17 protein-coding genes are annotated in these 17717 nt (G+C 61.0%); 4 read left to right on the top strand and 13 right to left on the bottom strand.

Going from position 1 to position 17717, the window contains the following annotated elements:
• Window positions 1-148 precede the first annotated feature (148 nt).
• Both AC3WRD_RS16100 and AC3WRD_RS16095 read left to right on the top strand, forming a co-directional pair.
• Window positions 149-391: a DUF1652 domain-containing protein gene (locus AC3WRD_RS16100; RefSeq protein ID WP_102621979.1), complete on the top strand. Its 243-nt coding sequence runs from the start codon at window positions 149-151 to the stop codon at window positions 389-391.
• A 933-nt stretch (window positions 392-1324) separates the two neighbouring features.
• Window positions 1325-1921: a trimeric intracellular cation channel family protein gene (locus tag AC3WRD_RS16095; RefSeq protein WP_256581051.1), complete on the top strand. Its 597-nt coding sequence runs from the start codon at window positions 1325-1327 to the stop codon at window positions 1919-1921.
• A 45-nt stretch (window positions 1922-1966) separates the two neighbouring features.
• Here AC3WRD_RS16095 and AC3WRD_RS16090 read toward each other — a convergent pair whose 3' ends face one another.
• Window positions 1967-2734 (bottom strand): SDR family oxidoreductase, encoded by a 768-nt coding sequence (locus AC3WRD_RS16090; protein ID WP_085687598.1) that lies wholly within the window; start codon window positions 2732-2734, stop codon window positions 1967-1969.
• 38 nt (window positions 2735-2772) lie between these two features.
• Window positions 2773-3840, bottom strand: a complete 1068-nt coding sequence (locus AC3WRD_RS16085) for a phosphotransferase family protein (protein WP_102622091.1) — start codon at window positions 3838-3840, stop codon at window positions 2773-2775.
• 190 nt (window positions 3841-4030) lie between these two features.
• Here AC3WRD_RS16085 and AC3WRD_RS16080 point away from each other — a divergent pair, with 190 nt between their 5' ends.
• On the top strand, window positions 4031-4426 hold the full coding sequence (locus AC3WRD_RS16080; protein WP_085732036.1) for a DUF4280 domain-containing protein: 396 nt from the start codon (window positions 4031-4033) through the stop codon (window positions 4424-4426).
• Between the two features lie 217 nt (window positions 4427-4643).
• Here the strand turns inward: AC3WRD_RS16080 and AC3WRD_RS16075 are convergent, their stop codons facing one another.
• The 11 genes from AC3WRD_RS16075 to tssB all read right to left on the bottom strand — a co-directional run bounded on the left by AC3WRD_RS16075 (window position 4644) and on the right by tssB (window position 17025).
• Window positions 4644-5186, bottom strand: a complete 543-nt coding sequence (locus AC3WRD_RS16075; RefSeq protein WP_102622090.1) for a toxin-antitoxin system YwqK family antitoxin — start codon at window positions 5184-5186, stop codon at window positions 4644-4646.
• 12 nt (window positions 5187-5198) lie between these two features.
• Complete coding sequence (locus tag AC3WRD_RS16070; protein WP_102622089.1) at window positions 5199-7208, bottom strand: type VI secretion system Vgr family protein; 2010 nt, start codon at window positions 7206-7208, stop codon at window positions 5199-5201.
• An 11-nt stretch (window positions 7209-7219) separates the two neighbouring features.
• On the bottom strand, window positions 7220-7789 hold the full coding sequence (locus AC3WRD_RS16065) for a hypothetical protein (protein WP_096820219.1): 570 nt from the start codon (window positions 7787-7789) through the stop codon (window positions 7220-7222).
• 97 nt (window positions 7790-7886) lie between these two features.
• Entirely contained in the window at window positions 7887-8549 is a 663-nt protein-coding gene (locus AC3WRD_RS16060) for a hypothetical protein (protein WP_102622088.1), read from the bottom strand.
• Window positions 8550-8626: 77 nt separating this feature from the next.
• The gene (gene tssH / locus AC3WRD_RS16055) at window positions 8627-11167 is read right to left on the bottom strand and encodes a type VI secretion system ATPase TssH (RefSeq protein WP_102622087.1); all 2541 of its coding nucleotides are present in this window, start codon (window positions 11165-11167) and stop codon (window positions 8627-8629) included.
• Window position 11168: 1 nt separating this feature from the next.
• Window positions 11169-12194, bottom strand: coding sequence for a type VI secretion system baseplate subunit TssG (gene tssG / locus AC3WRD_RS16050; protein WP_102622086.1), 1026 nt, complete (start codon window positions 12192-12194; stop codon window positions 11169-11171).
• A complete protein-coding gene (gene tssF / locus AC3WRD_RS16045; protein ID WP_102622085.1) occupies window positions 12158-13951 on the bottom strand; it encodes a type VI secretion system baseplate subunit TssF in 1794 nt (597 codons plus the stop codon). Before tssF ends, tssG begins: the two co-directional genes overlap by 37 nt.
• Entirely contained in the window at window positions 13935-14378 is a 444-nt protein-coding gene (gene tssE, locus AC3WRD_RS16040; RefSeq protein ID WP_102622084.1) for a type VI secretion system baseplate subunit TssE, read from the bottom strand. Before tssE ends, tssF begins: the two co-directional genes overlap by 17 nt.
• A gap of 15 nt (window positions 14379-14393) precedes the next feature.
• On the bottom strand, window positions 14394-14891 hold the full coding sequence (locus AC3WRD_RS16035; protein WP_102622083.1) for an Hcp family type VI secretion system effector: 498 nt from the start codon (window positions 14889-14891) through the stop codon (window positions 14394-14396).
• Window positions 14892-14968: 77 nt separating this feature from the next.
• On the bottom strand, window positions 14969-16453 hold the full coding sequence (tssC, locus tag AC3WRD_RS16030; RefSeq protein WP_039767165.1) for a type VI secretion system contractile sheath large subunit: 1485 nt from the start codon (window positions 16451-16453) through the stop codon (window positions 14969-14971).
• 29 nt (window positions 16454-16482) lie between these two features.
• On the bottom strand, window positions 16483-17025 hold the full coding sequence (tssB, locus tag AC3WRD_RS16025) for a type VI secretion system contractile sheath small subunit (RefSeq protein ID WP_064117633.1): 543 nt from the start codon (window positions 17023-17025) through the stop codon (window positions 16483-16485).
• Between the two features lie 228 nt (window positions 17026-17253).
• Between tssB and AC3WRD_RS16020 the strand changes: the two genes are divergently transcribed.
• Window positions 17254-17700 (top strand): type VI secretion protein, encoded by a 447-nt coding sequence (locus AC3WRD_RS16020; protein WP_096820236.1) that lies wholly within the window; start codon window positions 17254-17256, stop codon window positions 17698-17700.
• The last annotated feature ends 17 nt before the right edge of the window (window positions 17701-17717 follow it).

Below are 17717 nucleotides of genomic sequence, written 5' to 3'. Positions count from 1 at the left end.
TTCGGGTGTTTGATCGGGCGGGGTGTTCTTAGTCTGGTGAGGTGCGATGCATTTTTTTGGTGATCGTGTCTCTTTGGAACCTGCTAATGGATCAGCCCTTTATGAATGTGTTGTTTTTCGTTGAGTCTCGTTGTGCGGAGCTGGCGCGATGATTTATCTGGCGCAGTTGCGGGCTCGGCTTGAGCGCAGTTTTTCGCCGTTGGCTTGTGAGTGTGTGGTGGATGGGGATCACTCCCTTACGGTGAAGTTGTATGAGCCGGTTTCGGGGCGGGTGGATCTGGTGATCAGTGGGTTGAGTCTGGATGCGTTGCGGACGCCGGAAGCGGTGGATGCCTTGATTGATGAATTGCGGTATGAGCTTGAGAGTAATTCTTTGCGGTCGCCCGGGTGAGCTTGGCGGCCTTTGGGCCGACCATGCTCTGGGTGGGTTTGGGTGAATATCCGTTTCTTCGGGTGTTGCGGCTGGCGGTTCCGCTCTTACAGCGGGTCACTTTTGACAAACGCCTCAAAAGTAACCAAAAAGTCTTTACCCTGACGTTCGGCCCTCGCTGTGGCTCGGGTTCCTTCGCTCCGGGATTGATCCGGGGGCATCGCCTACGGTTTGCTTCGCTGCACCTCCTCTCGATGTGTTTGGCTTCGCCACACGGTCGCTGCGCTCCCACCCCGGATCAATCCCTCCACTCAGCCTGCCGACGGGCCCTGCGATCAAAAGCGGTACTCGAGCTAACGCTCATCGTGTTGAGTGGTGAGGAGCGCGAAGCCGACTTGTGTGCTCTTTGATCGTTCCCACGCTCCGCGTGGGAATGCAGCCCGGGACGCTCTGCGTCCCAATCTGACATTCACCTGTTGGCACTGGCTTGTCAGTGGTGGCGACGGATCAGTCGACTCGTTCAATTGATAGCTACTCATCCCAAAAATCGACAGCAAATCCCACCAGTTCAAGCCATTTCACTGGCACTCGCAGCCCACTGGTCTATAAGGAATGAGTGGTTCGGTTTCCATAACCGGGCATTTGTACGCTCGGCAACGGGAGTTTTCTTCCTTTCATCGCGGGTCATCCTATGAACAATCCTGGGAAACGCGTGTGTTCATCGTTGTTGTCGGCTTTCGGTCTGGTGCTGCTCAGTGGCTGCGCCAGTCCTCCACCCCCTCCGCCGGCCGCGCCGCCTCCGCCACCGGAGCGTACCTGTCAGGTGATTGAAAATACCGAGGTCGCCGGTGATGCGTATGCCGACGGTCAAGTGACTCGACACATCTCAACGACCCGTTGCGTCACTCAATAGCCCGGGCGCCTGTGAAGGCGCGGGTTGAGTGGATTGTGCTGGTGGCCGATCTGGTCGGCACCGCGGTGTTTGCGGTTGAGGGCGCGATTGCGGCGATGCGCAGTCAGCTCGATCTGCTCGGGGTGATGGTGATTGCCTTTATCGTCGCACTCGGCGGCGGGGTGACCCGTGATCTGTTGATCGGCGCTACACCACCCAAGGCTGTGGCTGACTGGCGTTATCCGGCGCTGGCGTTTGCCATGGGCGGGGTGGCGTTTGTTTTTCATGAGCAGGTGCTGGGCTGGTCCGGTTCTACCTTGATCGTGCTGGACGCGGCGGGGTTGGCGCTGTTTGCCGTGGCCGGGGCGCAGAAAGCGTTGAATTTCGGGATCTCGCCGTTTGTGTCCATGCTGATGGGCACGATTACCGGCGTCGGTGGCGGGGTGCTGCGTGACATCGTGCTGGCGCGGGTGCCGGTGGTGTTGCAGGCGGATTTGTATGCCAGTTCGGCGTTTGTCGGCGCGGCGGTGTTGATCATCGGGCGCAGGCTGGGGGTTCCGCCAGTGGCTGCGGCGTTGCTGGCGGGGGCGGCGTGTCTGTTGTTGAGGTTGTTGTCGGTGCATTTCGGCTGGCAGTTGCCGAAGGTTCTGGAGGCATGAAAAAGGCAGCCCTTGGGCTGCCTTTTCGTTTGCGTCAGAAGCGGATCAGGACAGGAAACCGCCGTCCACGTTCAGCGAAACGCCGGTGGTGTAGCTCGACGCATCACTTGCCAGGTACAGCACGGCGCCGGCCATTTCGCTCGGGTCGGCTACGCGCTTGAGCGGGATCTGCGTCAGGGCCTGTTTCAGGATCGCGTCGTTCTTCACCAGGGCCGAGGCGAATTTGGTGTCGGTCAGGCCCGGCAGCAGGGCGTTGCAGCGGATGCCGAACTGCGCACATTCCTTGGCGAAGACTTTGGTCATGTTGATCACGGCGGCTTTGGTCACCGAGTAGATGCCCTGGAAGATCCCCGGCGAAATGCCGTTGATCGACGCCACGTTGATGATGCTGCCGCCACCGTTTTCGCGCATCAGCTTGCCGGCTTCCACCGACATGAAGAAGTAGCCGCGGATGTTCACGTCGACGGTTTTCTGGAAGGCGCCGAGGTCGGTGTCCAGCACGTTGCAGAACTGTGGGTTGGTCGCGGCGTTGTTGACCAGAATGTCGAGGCGCCCGAACTGTTCCTTGATCCCGGCGAAGACCTGGCTGATCTGTTCCATTTCGCCGATGTGGCAGGCGACCGCTGTGGCCTTGCCGCCGGCGGCGATGATGGCGTCGGCCACGTGTTGGCAGCCTTCGAGTTTGCGGCTCGAAACGATCACATGGGCGCCTTGCTGGGCCAGCAGTTTGGCGATGGCTTCACCGATGCCACGGCTGGCGCCGGAAACGAAAGCGATCTTGCCGTCGAGGTCGAACAACTGAGTCTTGGACATGGGATTCCCTTGTAGTAAGCCTTGTTATAACGCCGTCATCAGAGGCTGGATTTGGCAATGACCTGCAGGCTCATGTGCTCCAGCAGTTTGTTCATGTGAATGAACTGCGCGAAGCGTTTGTCCTGGGTCTGGCCATGGAAGAAGCGGTAGTAGATCTGCTGCACGATGCCGGCCAGACGGAACAGGCCGTAGGTGTAGTAGAAGTCGAAATTGTCGATCTGGATGCCGGAACGCTCGGCGTAGTAGTCGACGAATTCGCGGCGGGTCAGCATGCCCGGGGCGTGGCTCGGCTGGCGGCGCATCAGTTGCACCGGTGCCGGGTCGTCGGCCTGGATCCAGTAGGCGAGGGTGTTGCCCAGGTCCATCAATGGATCGCCGAGGGTGGTCAGTTCCCAGTCGAGCACGCCGATGATCTGCATCGGGTTGTTCGGGTCGAGGATGACGTTGTCGAAGCGGTAGTCGTTGTGCACGATGCTGGAAGTCGGGTGATCGGCCGGCATCTTGTCGTTGAGCCAGGCTTTGACTTTCTCCCAGTGCGGTGCGTCCGGGGTCAGGGCTTTTTCGTAGCGTTCGCTCCAGCCTTTGATCTGGCGGGCGACGTAGCCTTCAGGCTTGCCCAGATCGCCGAGGCCGCAGGCGTTGTAATCGACCCGGTGCAGTTCGACGAAACGGTCGATGAAGCTCTTGCACAGGGCTTCGGTTTTCGCCGAATCCAGGCCCAGTTCCGGCGGCAGGTCCGAGCGCAGGATGATGCCCTTGACCCGTTCCATCACATAGAACTCGGCGCCGATCACCGATTCGTCGGTGCAGTGCACGTAGGCTTTCGGGCAATACGGGAAGCCGTCGCGCAACTGGTTGAGGATGCGAAATTCGCGGCCCATGTCGTGGGCGGACTTGGCTTTGTGGCCGAACGGCGGACGGCGCAGGACGAATTCCTGATCCGGGTATTCCAGCAGGTAGGTCAGGTTCGACGCGCCGCCGGGAAACTGGCTGATCTGCGGCGTGCCGGTCAGGCCCGGAATGTGCGCCTTGAGGTACGGATCGATCAGGCTGGCATCGAGTTCTTCGCCAGAGCGGATACGGGTGGACTGGTCAGTAAGCGCCATGCTTATCCCTTCTGCTTATTTTGGAGGCCAGACATCATTGGCTAATCTAATGGCGCGCTCGGGCGGTCACAAGCGCGGTTCGGTCTTATAGGTTAGCGTGTTGCACGATAATCACCTTTGGGAATGTGCGCGGCGGGCCGCAGGCGACTAAGGTTTAGCGCGAATGCCTTGTTCAGAAAGGAGCTTTGAAATGGGCTGCCCGCAAGTCTGTGCCAGCGCCACCCTGCAATGCAGTTTCGGCGCCGCGCCGGCGGTGCTCAACGTGCTGCCGGTCAACCGCACGTTGACCGGCGGAATGCCGGCGGCGAACATCATGGATCATATTCCGCTGGTCAACGTCACCACCTTCGGCATGTGCATGAGCATGGCCAACCCGATGGTCGCCGCTGCCACGGCTGCCGCGTTGGGTGTGCTGACGCCGATGCCGTGCATTCCCGCCACCGCCTCGCCGTGGATCCCCGGCGGCGCGCCGACCTTGCTGTTGGGCGGGATGCCTGCAATCGATGCCAACAGCACGTTGATGTGCAACTGGGCGGGGGTGATCAAGATCGTGATGCCGGGGCAGATGCAGATGTTGATTCCCTGAGTTTTGTATTTGGCGCGAAATCCAAACCCCTCACCCCAGCCCTCTCCCGGAGGGAGAGGGAGCCGACCGAGGTGTCTTTCGTTGTACATCGACCTGAAATACCTAGTCGATTATGGATTCACAGCAGACCGTTCACGTCGGTGTAATTCGCAAATATTCCCGGATCGGTTCCCTCTCCCTCTGGGAGAGGGCTAGGGTGAGGGGCTCTTCTGGGGTTTCAGGCCTGCGCCGGATCCGTCCATTTGCGAAACCACCAGCGCACCCGGGAAATCGGCTTGCCATCGGCATCCAGCGGTCGACCGTCCTCGGCAAATCCCTGTTCGGGTTCCATCAATTGCCCATTCAGATAACGCGCATCCACCGCCGGTTTACCGTTGGGATGAAAGCGCTGATAACGCCCCTCACGCACGCCGTCGCGATAGAACTCGGCCTCCGCCACTTGTCCGTCGGGAAAGTAATTGAACGCTTCGCCATGCAATAACCCGCGCCGGTAGGTGGCCTTGCGCTGCAACCAGCCTTCGGGCGCATAGAAGCTGGCGATGCCCTGCAGTTTGTCGCGCACGAACGGCATTTGCGCCGAGACCTTGCCGTTGGGGTGATAGAGCAGGGAGGTGCCCTGCAATTCGCCCTGGCTGTAATTCAGGTCTGCCTGTTGGCGACCGTCATCCTTGATGCTCAATGGACCATCGAGTTGCCCGTCCTGCAGACGTCCCTTGAGGTGTTTGTCATCCTGTTGCAAATCCAGCGGTGTGATCGCCATGGCTTCTCCTTGTCAGTTGACCTGCACCAGCCCGCCCTTGATGGTCAGCATGCCGCCGCCGTCCACGGTCTGCGAGGCCGCGCCCTTGTTGGTCAGGCTGATGCCTGCGTCGTTGGTCAGCGTCGTCCCGGCCTTGTTGTCCAGCGAGGTGCCGGCCTGGTTGGTCATGGCCGTGCCAGCCTTCTGGGTGATCGAGGTGCTGGCCGAGGCCGCGAGATCCGCGCCGCTCTTGATCGTGAAACTGCCGCCGCTTTGCAGGGTGAGGGTGCCGCTGACCTTGATTGTCAGGTTGCCGTCCACCGTCAGGCTGTAATCGCCGGTGACCTTGTCGGTGTAGTTGCCGCCGGTGCTGTGGTTCTGGTCGGCGCCGACTTTCACGGTACGACTGTCCTTCACATCGAGGCTGTCGCTGCCGGTCTGGATGGTCACACTGCGTTTGCCTTTTTCCAGCGTGACGGTCTCGTCGCCATCCTTGACCGTGCGGGTGCGGGCGTTCTGCACCGTGAGGGTTTCGTCGTGGCCGACGGTGGCGGTGGTGTCGTTGAGCACGTTGATCTTCAGGTCTTTCTGCGCTTGCAGGAACACCTCTTCGGCATCCTTCTTGTCCTCGAAACGCAGCTCGTTGAAACCGCCGCCGCCCTTGGACGACTGGGTCTTGATCCCCGATTGAGTCTGGTTGGCGGGCAAGGCATAGGGCAGGGCGTTGTCGCCGTTGTAGACGCATCCGGTGACCAGCGGCCGATCCGGATCGCCGTCGATAAAGGTCACGATGACTTCCTGGCCGATGCGCGGTACGAACTGCATGCCAAAACCCTTGCCGCTCCACGGCAACACCACGCGCACCCAGCAGGAGCTGGTTTCATCGTTCTTGCCGTCGCGATCCCAGGGGAACTGCAACTTGATCCGGCCGTACTCGTCGGTCCAGATTTCTTCCCCGGACTTGCCGACCACGAGGGCGGTCTGCGGATGCATGCGTGGTTTGGGTGTGGTGCGTTGCGGGCGGAACGGCGTGGCTTTGGGGATTGCTTCGAAGCGGTTGCGATAGCTTTCGTGGCTGGCGTCGTGGGTGACATGCGTGACCACCCAATCGATATTCAGGCTCGGATCTTCGTGGCCGTCGAGGGTGAACCAGTGGCCCGGGATCAACCAACGACAATCGCTTTCGCCGACAAATCGCTTCTCTTCACTGCGCAAACCGTCGACCCGTTGCTTGGTCAGCGCATCACCCCGAGCCTTGGCGTTGTAACCACCGGGATGCTCGTAGATAGAGCGCGGCCCGGCCACGGCTTCGGCCTGGCCATAGAGTGAAGTGGTCGGCGTGGTGAACTCGTAATCCGTCGCTCGATACACGCCCGCGACAGCCTGCACGCACACCTGGCCGGAGCGGATGCCGTGCAGCTCACGTTCACCCATTTGCTGACCCAGATACTTGACCTTCGGCCCGTTGGGGATCTGCACGAAGGCATCGTTGCTGTCGCCCAGCACCAGCGTGTGCTTGCCGTCCTCGTGGGTGAAAAACCAGAAGATGCCTTCCTCTTCCAGCAGTCGCGAGACGAAGGCGAAATCGGTTTCGCCGTACTGCACGCAGTATTCGCGTGGCGTGTAACTGCCGGTCAGCGACAGCTTGAAGTCGGTGAAACCGTGGGCCTTGAAAATCGTGGTGACGATGTCCGAAGTGGCGAGGTTCTGGAACACCCGGTTGTTGCTGGCCAGGGTCAGCCACCAGAGCCACGGGCGCAATACGAGTTGATAGCGTTCGGCGGTGGCGTCGGCAGGGAGTTGGCGGATTTCGGCGACCAGTGCGTCGAAGGGACGGAGTTGGGCGTCGTTGTGCAGGGTGGTGGTGACGTGAGTGGCGACAGCGCTGGTCAGGGTGAGGGCGGTGCCGTCGTTGAGGCCGTTGAGGGTTTGCGAGCCGAGTGAGTTGAGCGATTCGTCACCGGCCAGCGAATCGGGGTAAAGCGCCGACAGCGAGGGGGCGGTGAGGGAGAGCGTGGTATTGCTGTCGGTGGAGCGGGGCATCAAATGGCCTGCTATTGATAGTTCAACTCATGAACGACAGTACTGGCATTGCCGTCCTGATAGTAGAAGTGCCACTTTGAGGTGAACGGCCAGTATCGGGCCACGTATTCACCCCAGATGACAGCATCTGTCCATGGGCCAAAATGCGTATAGGAAGTCGCGTTGTTCAGAGTAGCCGCGTTGTACTTGTCCGCCGGCAATAACCAGGAAATGTTAGTGCCGTATCTGGCCAGATCATCACGGGAGAAGACCGGTTTGTGATCGTCCTCAGTCGCCAGGTTGTAATGACGAACCCTGATAAAACCACCGTAATTCTGAATGCCTACGCAACAGCCCGTGAGATTTGCCGTAAGAAAAACAATCGGGTCGGTTCCGGTGGGGGCGGCAGGCAGGTCAATAAACAGTCCGCTGTCCTCACGCCACGCCAGGTAGTAGGCCCGATAAGGCCCGCCGGAATTGACCAGCATGTATTGCGGACCGGAAGACGGACGTTCCAGGTCGAAGTCAACTGTTCCTGAATGAGTTGTGTCTATGTTCATCATCAGGTGTGTTTTTGTTCTTTCGAGAATACTTTTCAACATGATGACTTTTCCTTATGTCTACCACGTGCTGCCTCATCGACTCCCGTTTGATTCTCTGGAGCTGTTCTCTTGCCGTCCGGTTTGCTTTTACCAGGCGTCAGTCCAGGAACGTGCCCAGTAAAGGCTTGTTCTTGTTAAGCCACGTGTAGTCAGATCCCCACATCAATACGGTACAGCGGTAAACCGACCAGCCGGCATCGGTTTTTACCGAGACAACCGTGTGTTCAAACCAGGTCTTCACAAACTTGTTAATGTCCTTCGCGCCTTCCTCGGCAGCCTGTTTGGCTTTGACGATAAATGCGCTGAGGTCGGTGGAGTCGCTTCCGGAAAAGTCTGCATCTGTGCGGCGAAACTTGGGGAGGGGCTCAACACCTTCAGGTAACGGATCGGGCATGTGTTTGCCGTCGGCATCATGAAAGAAGCGGTTGCCGGTTGCCGTTCCATGAACGGACAGCGCACAACCGTTCATTGAACACGTCACAACCAGCGTGCCTGTGTCCTGCCCTTTTGGGACCTCGATAGAACCTGCGTCAAAGTTTTTATAGGGGATATACCAATCGATGCCCGCCGCCGTGACGTTCAATTGCAATACACTTTTATTGCCCGTCGAGACGGGTGAAACACTGCAGTCCGGGGTGGCGGAGCCGCCTCGCACAATCAGGGCATGGCTGCCGAAAAAGGCTTCAGGGTTTGTGCGCAGCAATGACAGCAATGCTTCAGGCTGATCGGCCTTTTTTGAGTTTGATGAGGTATTGCCCATGGTTGAACGCCTTTTGAATAAATAAGCAGCGAATGACGAATAGCTCGGCCCGTTTGATTCCTTGCAAATGAAGGGTGCTATTCCAGCACCCATTCCGCTAACTTCCCGGTCACCTGCGTCATCAACACGTTCTCGACATCACGCGCCCCGGCCGCGCTGCATTTGGCGAGTACTGCTTTGACGATTCCTGCATCAAACTCGAACTGTTTGCCGGTCGCCGCCTTGTAGCGCCCGCGCAGTTTTTCCAGCTTCGCCAACACAATTCCTTCCAGCGTCGCCTCATCCAGCGGCCGGTACGCAACCACCGTCATGCGTGCCAGAAATGCCGGGCGGAAGGCTTGCAAAAGGACTTTGTGCAGCGCCTCGTTGAAGGCTTCAGAGCCGATCTGTGACTCGGGCGTATCGAGCAACAGTTCAGCGCCGACGTTGCTGGTGGCGAGCATCACGGTGTTCTTGAAGTCCACCACCAGGCCGGTGCCGTCCTCCATCAAGCCCTTGTCGAAGACGTTGTAGAACGCTTCCAGCACATCCGGATGTGCCTTCTCGATTTCGTCCAGTAACACCACCGAATACGGTTTGCGCCGTACCGCTTCCGTCAGCACGCCGCCACTGCCATAACCGACGTAACCCGGAGGGGCGCCCTTGAGTTGGCTGACGGTGTGGGCTTCCTGATATTCCGAGAGGTTGATACTGATCAGATTGCGTTCGCCGCCGTACAAGGCATCGGCCAGCGCATACGCGGTTTCGGTTTTGCCAACGCCCGTGGGCCCGACCAGCAAGAACACACCGACCGGTTTTTGCGGATCGGTGAGCCCTGCGCGGTAGGCCTGCAAGCGCTGGGCGATGGTCGCGAGTGCCGTTTTCTGGCCCATCACGCGCAAGCCCATGCGCTGTCCGAGGGTGCGCACGGCATGGGCTTCGTCGGCAAGCATTTTGCCGACGGGGATGCCGGTCCAGCCTGCGATCACGGCAGCGACGGTTTTGCTGTCGACCTGTTCGGGCACCAGCGGATCGTCCTGGCGAATCGCATCGAGGCCTGCCTCAAGCCGCAACAATTCGGCTGCCAGATGATCAATGCGACTGTCGGTGGCTTCGTCGGGCTTGTCGCTGTCGGCGCGTTCACTGAGGTCGAGCAATTCGCGGCGGGTGTCGAGCAGTTCGCGCACGGCGACGCGCTCTTCGCTCCAGCGGGTTTCCAGTTCGCGGATCGCCTGGACGTTGGTCTTCGATTCACTTTCCAGCAGGGTGATGCGTTCGCGGTGGTCGAGCCCTGTGGCCTGTTCACGACGCAGGCGCTCAACCTCTTCTTTCAGGCTTTGCTGGCGATGGCGCAGGCTCTCCAGCGGTGGCGGCACGTCGTGCTGGCCGAGGGCGACCCGGGCGCACGCGGTGTCGAGGACGCTGATGGCTTTGTCCGGCAACTGACGGCCGGAGATGTAGCGGTGCGAGAGTTTCACCGCTTCATGGATCGCCGCATCCAGAACCTGCACGCCGTGGTGCTGTTCGAGTTTGGCGGCCACGCCACGGAGCATTTCCACGGCGGTGATTTCATCCGGTTCTTCGACCTGCACAAGCTGGAAGCGGCGGGCGAGGGCCGGGTCTTTCTCGAAGTATTTCTTGTATTCCATCCAGGTCGTGGCGGCGAGAGTGCGCAATTCGCCTCGGGCCAACGCTGGTTTCAGCAGGTTGGCCGCATCGCTGCCGCCCTCGGCACCGCCAGCACCGATTAATGTATGGGCTTCGTCGATGAACAGGATGATTGGCTTGTCGGCGCTGCGAACCGCGTCGATCACGCCTTTGAGCCGTTGTTCGAATTCACCTTTGACCCCGGCCCCGGCCTGCAACAGACCCAGGTCGAGTACCCGCAGGCTGACTTCCTGCAAGGAGGGCGGCACGTCCCCGGCAGCGATACGCAGCGCCAGGCCTTCGACCACGGCGGTTTTGCCCACGCCCGGTGCGCCGACCAGAATCGGGTTGTTTTGCCGGCGCCTCAAAAGAATGTCGATGCACTGACGAATTTCGCCGTCGCGACCCACGATGGGGTCGATGCGCCCGGCGTGGGCGTCGGCGGTCAGGTCCTGGGTGTATTGATCGAGTACCGAGTCTTGCCGTGGCGTTGGATTTCCAGAAGACACAGAACGCGGGCCAACATGCTCGCGGGAGTTCTCCGTCCACTCCAGCAGGTTCGCGCGCAGGGCTTCTTTTGGAATTCGCAGCAATGACGACGCGCTGTTGAGCAGCAGGCTGCGGCGCTCGTCACGGTCGATCAACGCCAATAAAAGCAGCCCGGAACGAATGCTGTCGATGCCCAGCACACTGGCCTGCACCACCGCATCTTCCAGCAATCCCAGCGTGTGCGAAGACAGCGCCGGCGTGCGGGTGCTGCCAGCCTTGAACAGGTCCAGCGCCTTGTTGATTTCAGCCGTCAATGCATCCCGTTCCAGTCCGAAACGCGGCAGCAGAAAGGCAAAGTCTCCGCCCTCGATGTCGAGCAACTCCAGCAACAAATGCTCGATCTCGACAAAGTGATGCCCGCGTTGCAGGCATCGTTGCGCGGCGCGTTCGAGGGCGCGGCGGTTGTCCGGGTTGAGGCGTCCGATCAGGCTGGCCAGTTCCATTTCAGGTGATCTCCAGCTGACGAAGACGGGTTTCGATCCGTTGTACTGCAAGGCTGGCCTGACGCTGCAAACCGCCGTTCCAGCTCAACAACGCCGGGGTCTGGCGACCGAGTTTCATCGGTCCGGCGCCGCGTACCAGCATCACCAGTTTCACGTCCAGATCCGGGCCGAAATACAGCGCTGCCAGGCTGGCCAGTGCCGGGTGCGCCTCGCCGTCCGGCAAAAAGCGCCCGGCCTGCGCCGAGGATAAGGGGCCGAGCGTCAGGCGAATTCCGGCGTGTTCATCCCAGACCCGAGTGCCGGCGACCGCAGTGCGACCGAGTTGCAGATTGCGTCCGCCGGCCTTCATGACGCTGCGGCTGGCGGCCGGAATCTCACGCCATGCGCCTTCATAGGCGCTCAGCTCCACCGGCACGGCAAATTGCTCGCGGACAATGGCTGCGAACCCCGCCAGCGACCGGCGGCCATCGGCGTACAACGCCGTGCAGGCCAGAACGGCGCAGTCGGGAATCGCCTGGCGTTCCTGCAACGACTTGGGCAGCAACCCGGTCAGCGCCCGCAATTGCGCCTGCACCGGCGAAGCGCCGGGCGTGGTAAAGCCGAGGGCGATCCGGTGTTTGCGCATCACCTTGTAGAGCAGGCTGAGCAACCGATGCTGGAACAGGTCGAGGAACTCGGCGGGCGCGTGATCCTTGGCCCGGGCCCGTTGTTGCAGCCATTCCTGATAGGCGTAAGGCAACGGGCCGTCGGGGCCGCCGAGGCCGAACATCGGTGTGTTCAGGGTCAGCGGTTCGCCCGGTTTTTCCTCAAGGCTTTCGATCTGGCTAGCGGCGAACACGGGCGTCAACGGCCCGCGCAATTTCAACGCTTCGGCCTGCGGCGAGGTACCCGAGCCGAGGGAATCGGCCTGCGGCTGTTCGCGCTCCAGCAACAGCAACGCCTGCAACCATTCGAATGCCTGCGGATCGCGGCGCAGTCGCTGGCCCAGTGTCAGAGCGACAGGGGCATGCCGGCTTGGGGTTGCCATGCCTTGACCTCCTTGTCAGCCTGCATGAGCACCGTGCGCACAAAGCGATTGGCCGTGGCGTACACCGAAAAGAATTGCGCGAGCACCGCCGAGAACAGCACCGCGCTGCTGCCGACGAAATGCTGCGGATCAAGCTGCAACTGCACTTCAAGTCCGTTGCGCCAGCCGCGCCAGGCATCGGCACCGACGTGGCCGATCACCCGTTCGCAAGCGAGGCTCAGCAAGCCTTCGATCTGGCGCAGGGCGCTGGCTTCATCGCGCAGGTTATGCAGATGAAGAATTTCCTTCAGTGCGTCCAGCGCCTGTGGCCCTTCGACCAGCGACAGGTGATTGAGGGTCAGTTGCGACACCAGCCGCCAGCGCGAATCGCCGTCCAGTCGCGGCAGACTCTGCGGGCTCGGCGGATTGCGCAGGCGTGCCCACGCTACCGGGCCCGGCCGTTCGAATCCCAGCGGCGTACCGGCCGGCAGACTCTGGGCCAGATGCCGGTTGGTGCACAGCAGTTCGGCCGTGAGGCTGTAGTCGGGCAGATCGGTTTGCGGTTCAAAACGGGTGTCGACGACGCTGACCAAAAGATCGCTGCCGAGCCGGTTCGGCGACTGGCCACTGACTCGCCGCGCATGCCAGTAACGCTGTTGATTACCACCGCTGTGCTGGCTGCCGTAATAGGCGGGCAGGCGTTGCACGCCGGCACTGGAACTGGCGCGCATGCCTCGGATGCTGTGGATTTCGACGCTGTTTTCCCGGTGGCTGTCGGCGACCAGTCGGTACTCGCTGCGTGTGCCGTCGGGGCGCAACGGCTCGGAGGTTCGCGGGAACAGATTGATCACCGGCGCACAGCCCAGTGCGATGTCGCTGGCCTGCAAGTGCAGTCGGCCGGCCGGCGCACGGTCGAAAACGATGTAGAGGTAGAGCGTCTGGCTGTCGCTGGAAACGCCGGCAAGCGGCAAGTCGAAGAAGTGGAATTTTTCCGGGAAGGCAAAGTATTCCGCCAACAGACGCATGCCCGGGTGTACGCCGTCCTCGTCCGGCAGCAGCACTTCGTCGTCAGCGAACCCGACGATCTGCGGCAGTCCCTTCACCTTCGCCGGAATACTCCCCGGCGAGCCTGCAAGTACCTGAACCGCATGGGCGCCGAGCAGGTCATAGAGACCGGCATTGATCACGGGCGAGGCGGCGAGGTGAATGCGTAAACTTTCGATCTCCAGCTCGGACCATTGGCTTTCGCCCAGGCAACGCAGGCTCAGGCGCAAGGCCGAACGGGACTGCGCCACGCCGGTCAGTGCCTGGGCTTCGTCGCTGCCAAGCAGCAGCGCTTCAGTCACTTCGATCGGCCACAGCCGCACGGCGGCACTGGTGCGAAAGTGAATGCTTTCGCCCTTGCTGGTGGTGACGAACAGCGGCGTGTCCCGGGGCAGGGGATAGCCGCCGTCGAGTTTGCCTTTGCTCGGATCAGGTTCGAACTGCACGATGGCGCAGGACGGCAGCGGGCGCACGGCCAAGGGATAGAGCTGCTCCAGCAAGGCATCGCTGAACTCTGCGTAGTCGTCATCCAGACGCCGTTGCAGGCGCGCCGCGAGCAGGGCGAAGCCTTCGAGCAATCGCTCGACGTGCGGATCCGGGCATTCACCGGGAGACAGTTCCAGCCGCCGCGCGACTTTCGGATAGCGTTCGGCAAACTGGCTGCCGGCGTGACGCAACCAGGTCAGTTCGCGTTGGTAATAGTCGAGCAGTTGCGGGTCAATCGAGTCGCTCATGGCGCACCTCCAGCCCTTCGTTGCCGGGCTCGATGACAAAGGCCACCGGCCAGTGCTGCGAGCCGCTGCGCAACTCGCCGAGCAGACGGATGCTCAATCGCTGTGGCTGATCGGGGAGGGGATTGACCTGAACCTCGCCCAGCAGCAGGCGCGGTTCGAAATGGGTGATGGCCTCACGAATGTCCCGCGCCAGACGACGGCGGTCATCGCTGCGCTGCTGTTGCAGAGCGCTCCAGTCGGCGATGCCGTAGTCGATCACGCTGGGGGGCACCGTCAATGTGCGCGGGCCACGGCGGGTGTTGAACAGGCGCCCGAGCTCGGTGTGCACCGAGTCGAGCAAATCCTGCCGATCGAACTCCGGCGGCTCGTCGGCCTCGCTCCAGGCGAGGCGTTCGAACAGCGGTGCGCGTATGCCGGTGCCAGCCATGGCGAGGGCGTCCGGTTACTTGCTGGCCTTGTTGGCCGCCAGGTCCCAGACCGTGCCGGCGGTGCCTTCCTTGGTGCCGTCGTCTTTTTGCGCCGTGAGTTCCCATTTGATCTTGGTGAAGTTCAGGGAAATGGTTTCCACCGGTTTGCCACCGGTACCGCCGCTGACGCTGACGTTGGACAGCACCACGTTGGTCAGGGTGTAGATGATGAACGGCATCAGTTGCCCGCTGCCTTCGGCGGCGTTGCGGCCGATGGTGATCTTGGCTTCCGGGATCGGTTTGCCGGCGCAGCAGTATTCGTTGAGGGAGGGCGTCGAGCTGTCGACGAATTTGGTCAGGGTGAACTCGCCGATGTGTGGGCGGCCGGAGGTGCGCTCCGAGTTGCTGACGTCGTTGGTCACCTGCATCGCCACGTTGTGGCTGTAGGACATGACTTCGATCTTGTCCTTGTAACCCTCGAGCAGGCTGTCGCCTTTGATGTCGCCGCCGAGGTCGAGAATGATTGCATCCATCGCTTGAAACTCCTGAAAGGTGTCGCGCTAGACAAACAGGGGAGCGCCCGCAGGAACATCCTGCGGGCGTATGCGGGTCAGGCGGCTACCGGAGGCGGCAGCGTGGCGACCAGGCGGATCGATGCCGTCAGTTCTTCCAGCTGGAAGTGCGGCCGCAGGAACACGGTCGCGCGATAGGCACCGGGTTTGCCGGCGACTTCGGTGACGTCCACCCGTGCTTCGCGCAGCGGGTACTGCGCCTTGATCTCCTGCGGCGCGTTGTCGTTGATCAGCACGTAGTCGGCGATCCAGTTGTTGAGGTAGGTCTGCACGTTGTCGCGGGTCATGAAACTGCCGACCTTGTCGCGCATGATCACCTTCAGGTAATGGGCGAAACGCGAGGCCGCGAGCACGTACGGCAACATCGCCGAGATTCGCGCGTTGGCGTTGGCCTCGTTGGTGTTGTAGACCTTGGACTTGTTGGTGGTCTGGCCGCCGAAGAACACCGCGATGTCGCTGTTCTTCTTGTGGCACAGGGCGATGAAACCGAGGTCGTTGAGTTCCTTCTCACGACGGTCGGTGATCGCCACTTCGGTCGGGCATTTGAGCGACAGGTCGCCGGAGCTGGTGCGGAAGGTGTGCGCCGGCAGGCCTTCGACCGCGCCGCCACCTTCAGCACCACGGATCGCCGCGCACCAGCCGTACTTGGCAAAGGCTTCGGTGATGCGTTGCGACAGCGCCCACGCGGCGTTGCCCCACAGGTATTTGCTGTGGTCGGTGCCGTTGGTGTCTTCGACGTAGTTGATGCCTTCCACCGGCGAAGTGTCCGGGCCGTAAGGCAGGCGCAGCAGAAAGTGCGGCAGCACCAACGAGACGTAGCGCGAGTCTTCGCTCTCACGGAACGAGCGCCACTTGATCAGCTCCTGGCTCTCGAACACTTTCGACAGATCACGCGGTACAGCCAGTTCGGTGAAGCTGTTCATGTCGAACAGACGCGGGCTGGCGGCAGCGATGAACGGGGCGTGGGCGGCTGCAGCGACGTTCGACAGTTTCTCCAGCAGGCCGATGTCCTGCGGGTGGCGGCCGAAGGTGTAATCACCCACCAGCAGGCTGAACGGATGGCCACCGAAGGTGCCGTATTCCTCTTCGTAGATCTTTTTGAACAACGCGCTCTGGTCGAATTCGACGGCTTTTTCCAGGTCGTTCTGCAGCTCTTTCTGCGTCACGTTGAGCAGACGCAGTTTCAACCGGGTGCTGGTTTCGGTGTTCTGCACCAGCATGTGCAGGCCGCGCCAGGACGCTTCGAGTTTTTGCAGGTCCGGGTGATGCAGCACTTCGTTGAGCTGGGCGCTGATCAGCTCGTCGATCTGGCTGATACGGTCGTTGATCATCGCCACAGTGTCCTTGTCGATGGCCATGCCTTCGTCGAGTACCTGGGTGGCGAATTCCGCGAGCATGTCGCGGGCGTAGTCCTGCTGGCTGTCGTCATGGGCCATGCGGCCCTCGGCGATGATCCGGTCAAGCAGGGATAAAGTCTCGGCAGCAGCATTTTCGCTGGCTTGATTCTGGGCGGCGGCGGGCATGGCGAATTCTTCCTCGGTCAGGTGGACGATCAGGCTTGCGGTTCGGCCGGAGCCTCGGCATCAGCTGCCGGGGTAGCGGTGTCCGGGCGGGCCGATTTGATCTCTTGCAAGCCTTCGGTGTTGGCGATGACATCGCGCAACAGCTTGTCCAGATCATCGTTGCCGTCGAGTTTGGTCAGCAGATCGCGCAGGCGCTGACGGGCTTCGAACAGGCGGCGCAGCGGGGTGACTTGCTCCACCACCTTGACCGGGTCGAAATCGTCGATGTGTTTGAAGTTGAGTTCGATGTTCAGCTTGCTGTCATCGCCGCTGAGGGTGTTGTTGACTTGCAGCGTGGCACGGGGGCCGATGGAGGCGAGCACTTCGTTGAAGTTGTCGCGGTCGATTTCGGTGAAACGTCGCTCAGTCAGTTTTGCCAATGGTTCGAGCGGTTTTCCCGAGAGGTCGGCCAGGATCCCGACGACCAGCGGCAATTCCTTTTTCTCGATGGCGTTGCCGATTTCGACGTCATAGGTGATTTGCACTCGAGGCGGGCGAACCCGGTCGAGCTTGTGCTGGGTACTTTCTGCCATGTCGGCGGACTCCGATGCGATGAGCGGGCGCAATGCATCGGGGAGGCCCGTTCATCGCTTTCCCTTGCTGGACCACAGGTTAGAAAGGGAGGCAGATGACCTGTCGTTCCTTTGACAAACCTTCCACATTCGGCTGTAGGAACCGAACTACCCAAGACGCTAGAACAGGTCTATAAAAATGCAAGCGAAAAACATTTTTGGACTGTCTCGCGAAAAGGAAAATTCATTTTGTCTGCACGACTTTTTCTAACACTCGGGTTTGCGCTGCTCGCGGGCTGTTCGTTCTTCGGGCCGAAAGTCGACCTCGACAGCCTGACCCTCGACGTCGCGCCCAAGGCCAATGACGACACACCGATCGCCGTGGATTTCATCGCGGTCAACGATCCGGATCTGCTCAAGCAACTGTCGGGCATCAGCGCCCAGCAGTGGTTCGCCGGGCGCGAGCAGTACCAGCGCGACTATCGTCAGTTGATGAGCGTGTGGGGACTGGAGCTGGTGCCGGGGCAATTCATCGACCGCCAACCCTTCCCGCTGGGGGGCAAGCGGGCGGCTGGACTTTTAGTCTTCGCCAGCTATAACACACCCGGAGCGCACCGCTTGCGGCTGGACGATCAGAGCGATGCCTGGCTCAAGTTCGACAGCCGCGAGATGAGCCTGGTCAGCAAGGAAAACTGAAAAACACCGTCCGCCGC

Source organism: Pseudomonas sp. FW215-R2 (assembly GCF_058789255.1).
Note: the sequence above shows the minus strand (reverse complement) of the source record. Positions and strands in the feature narration are given on the sequence as shown.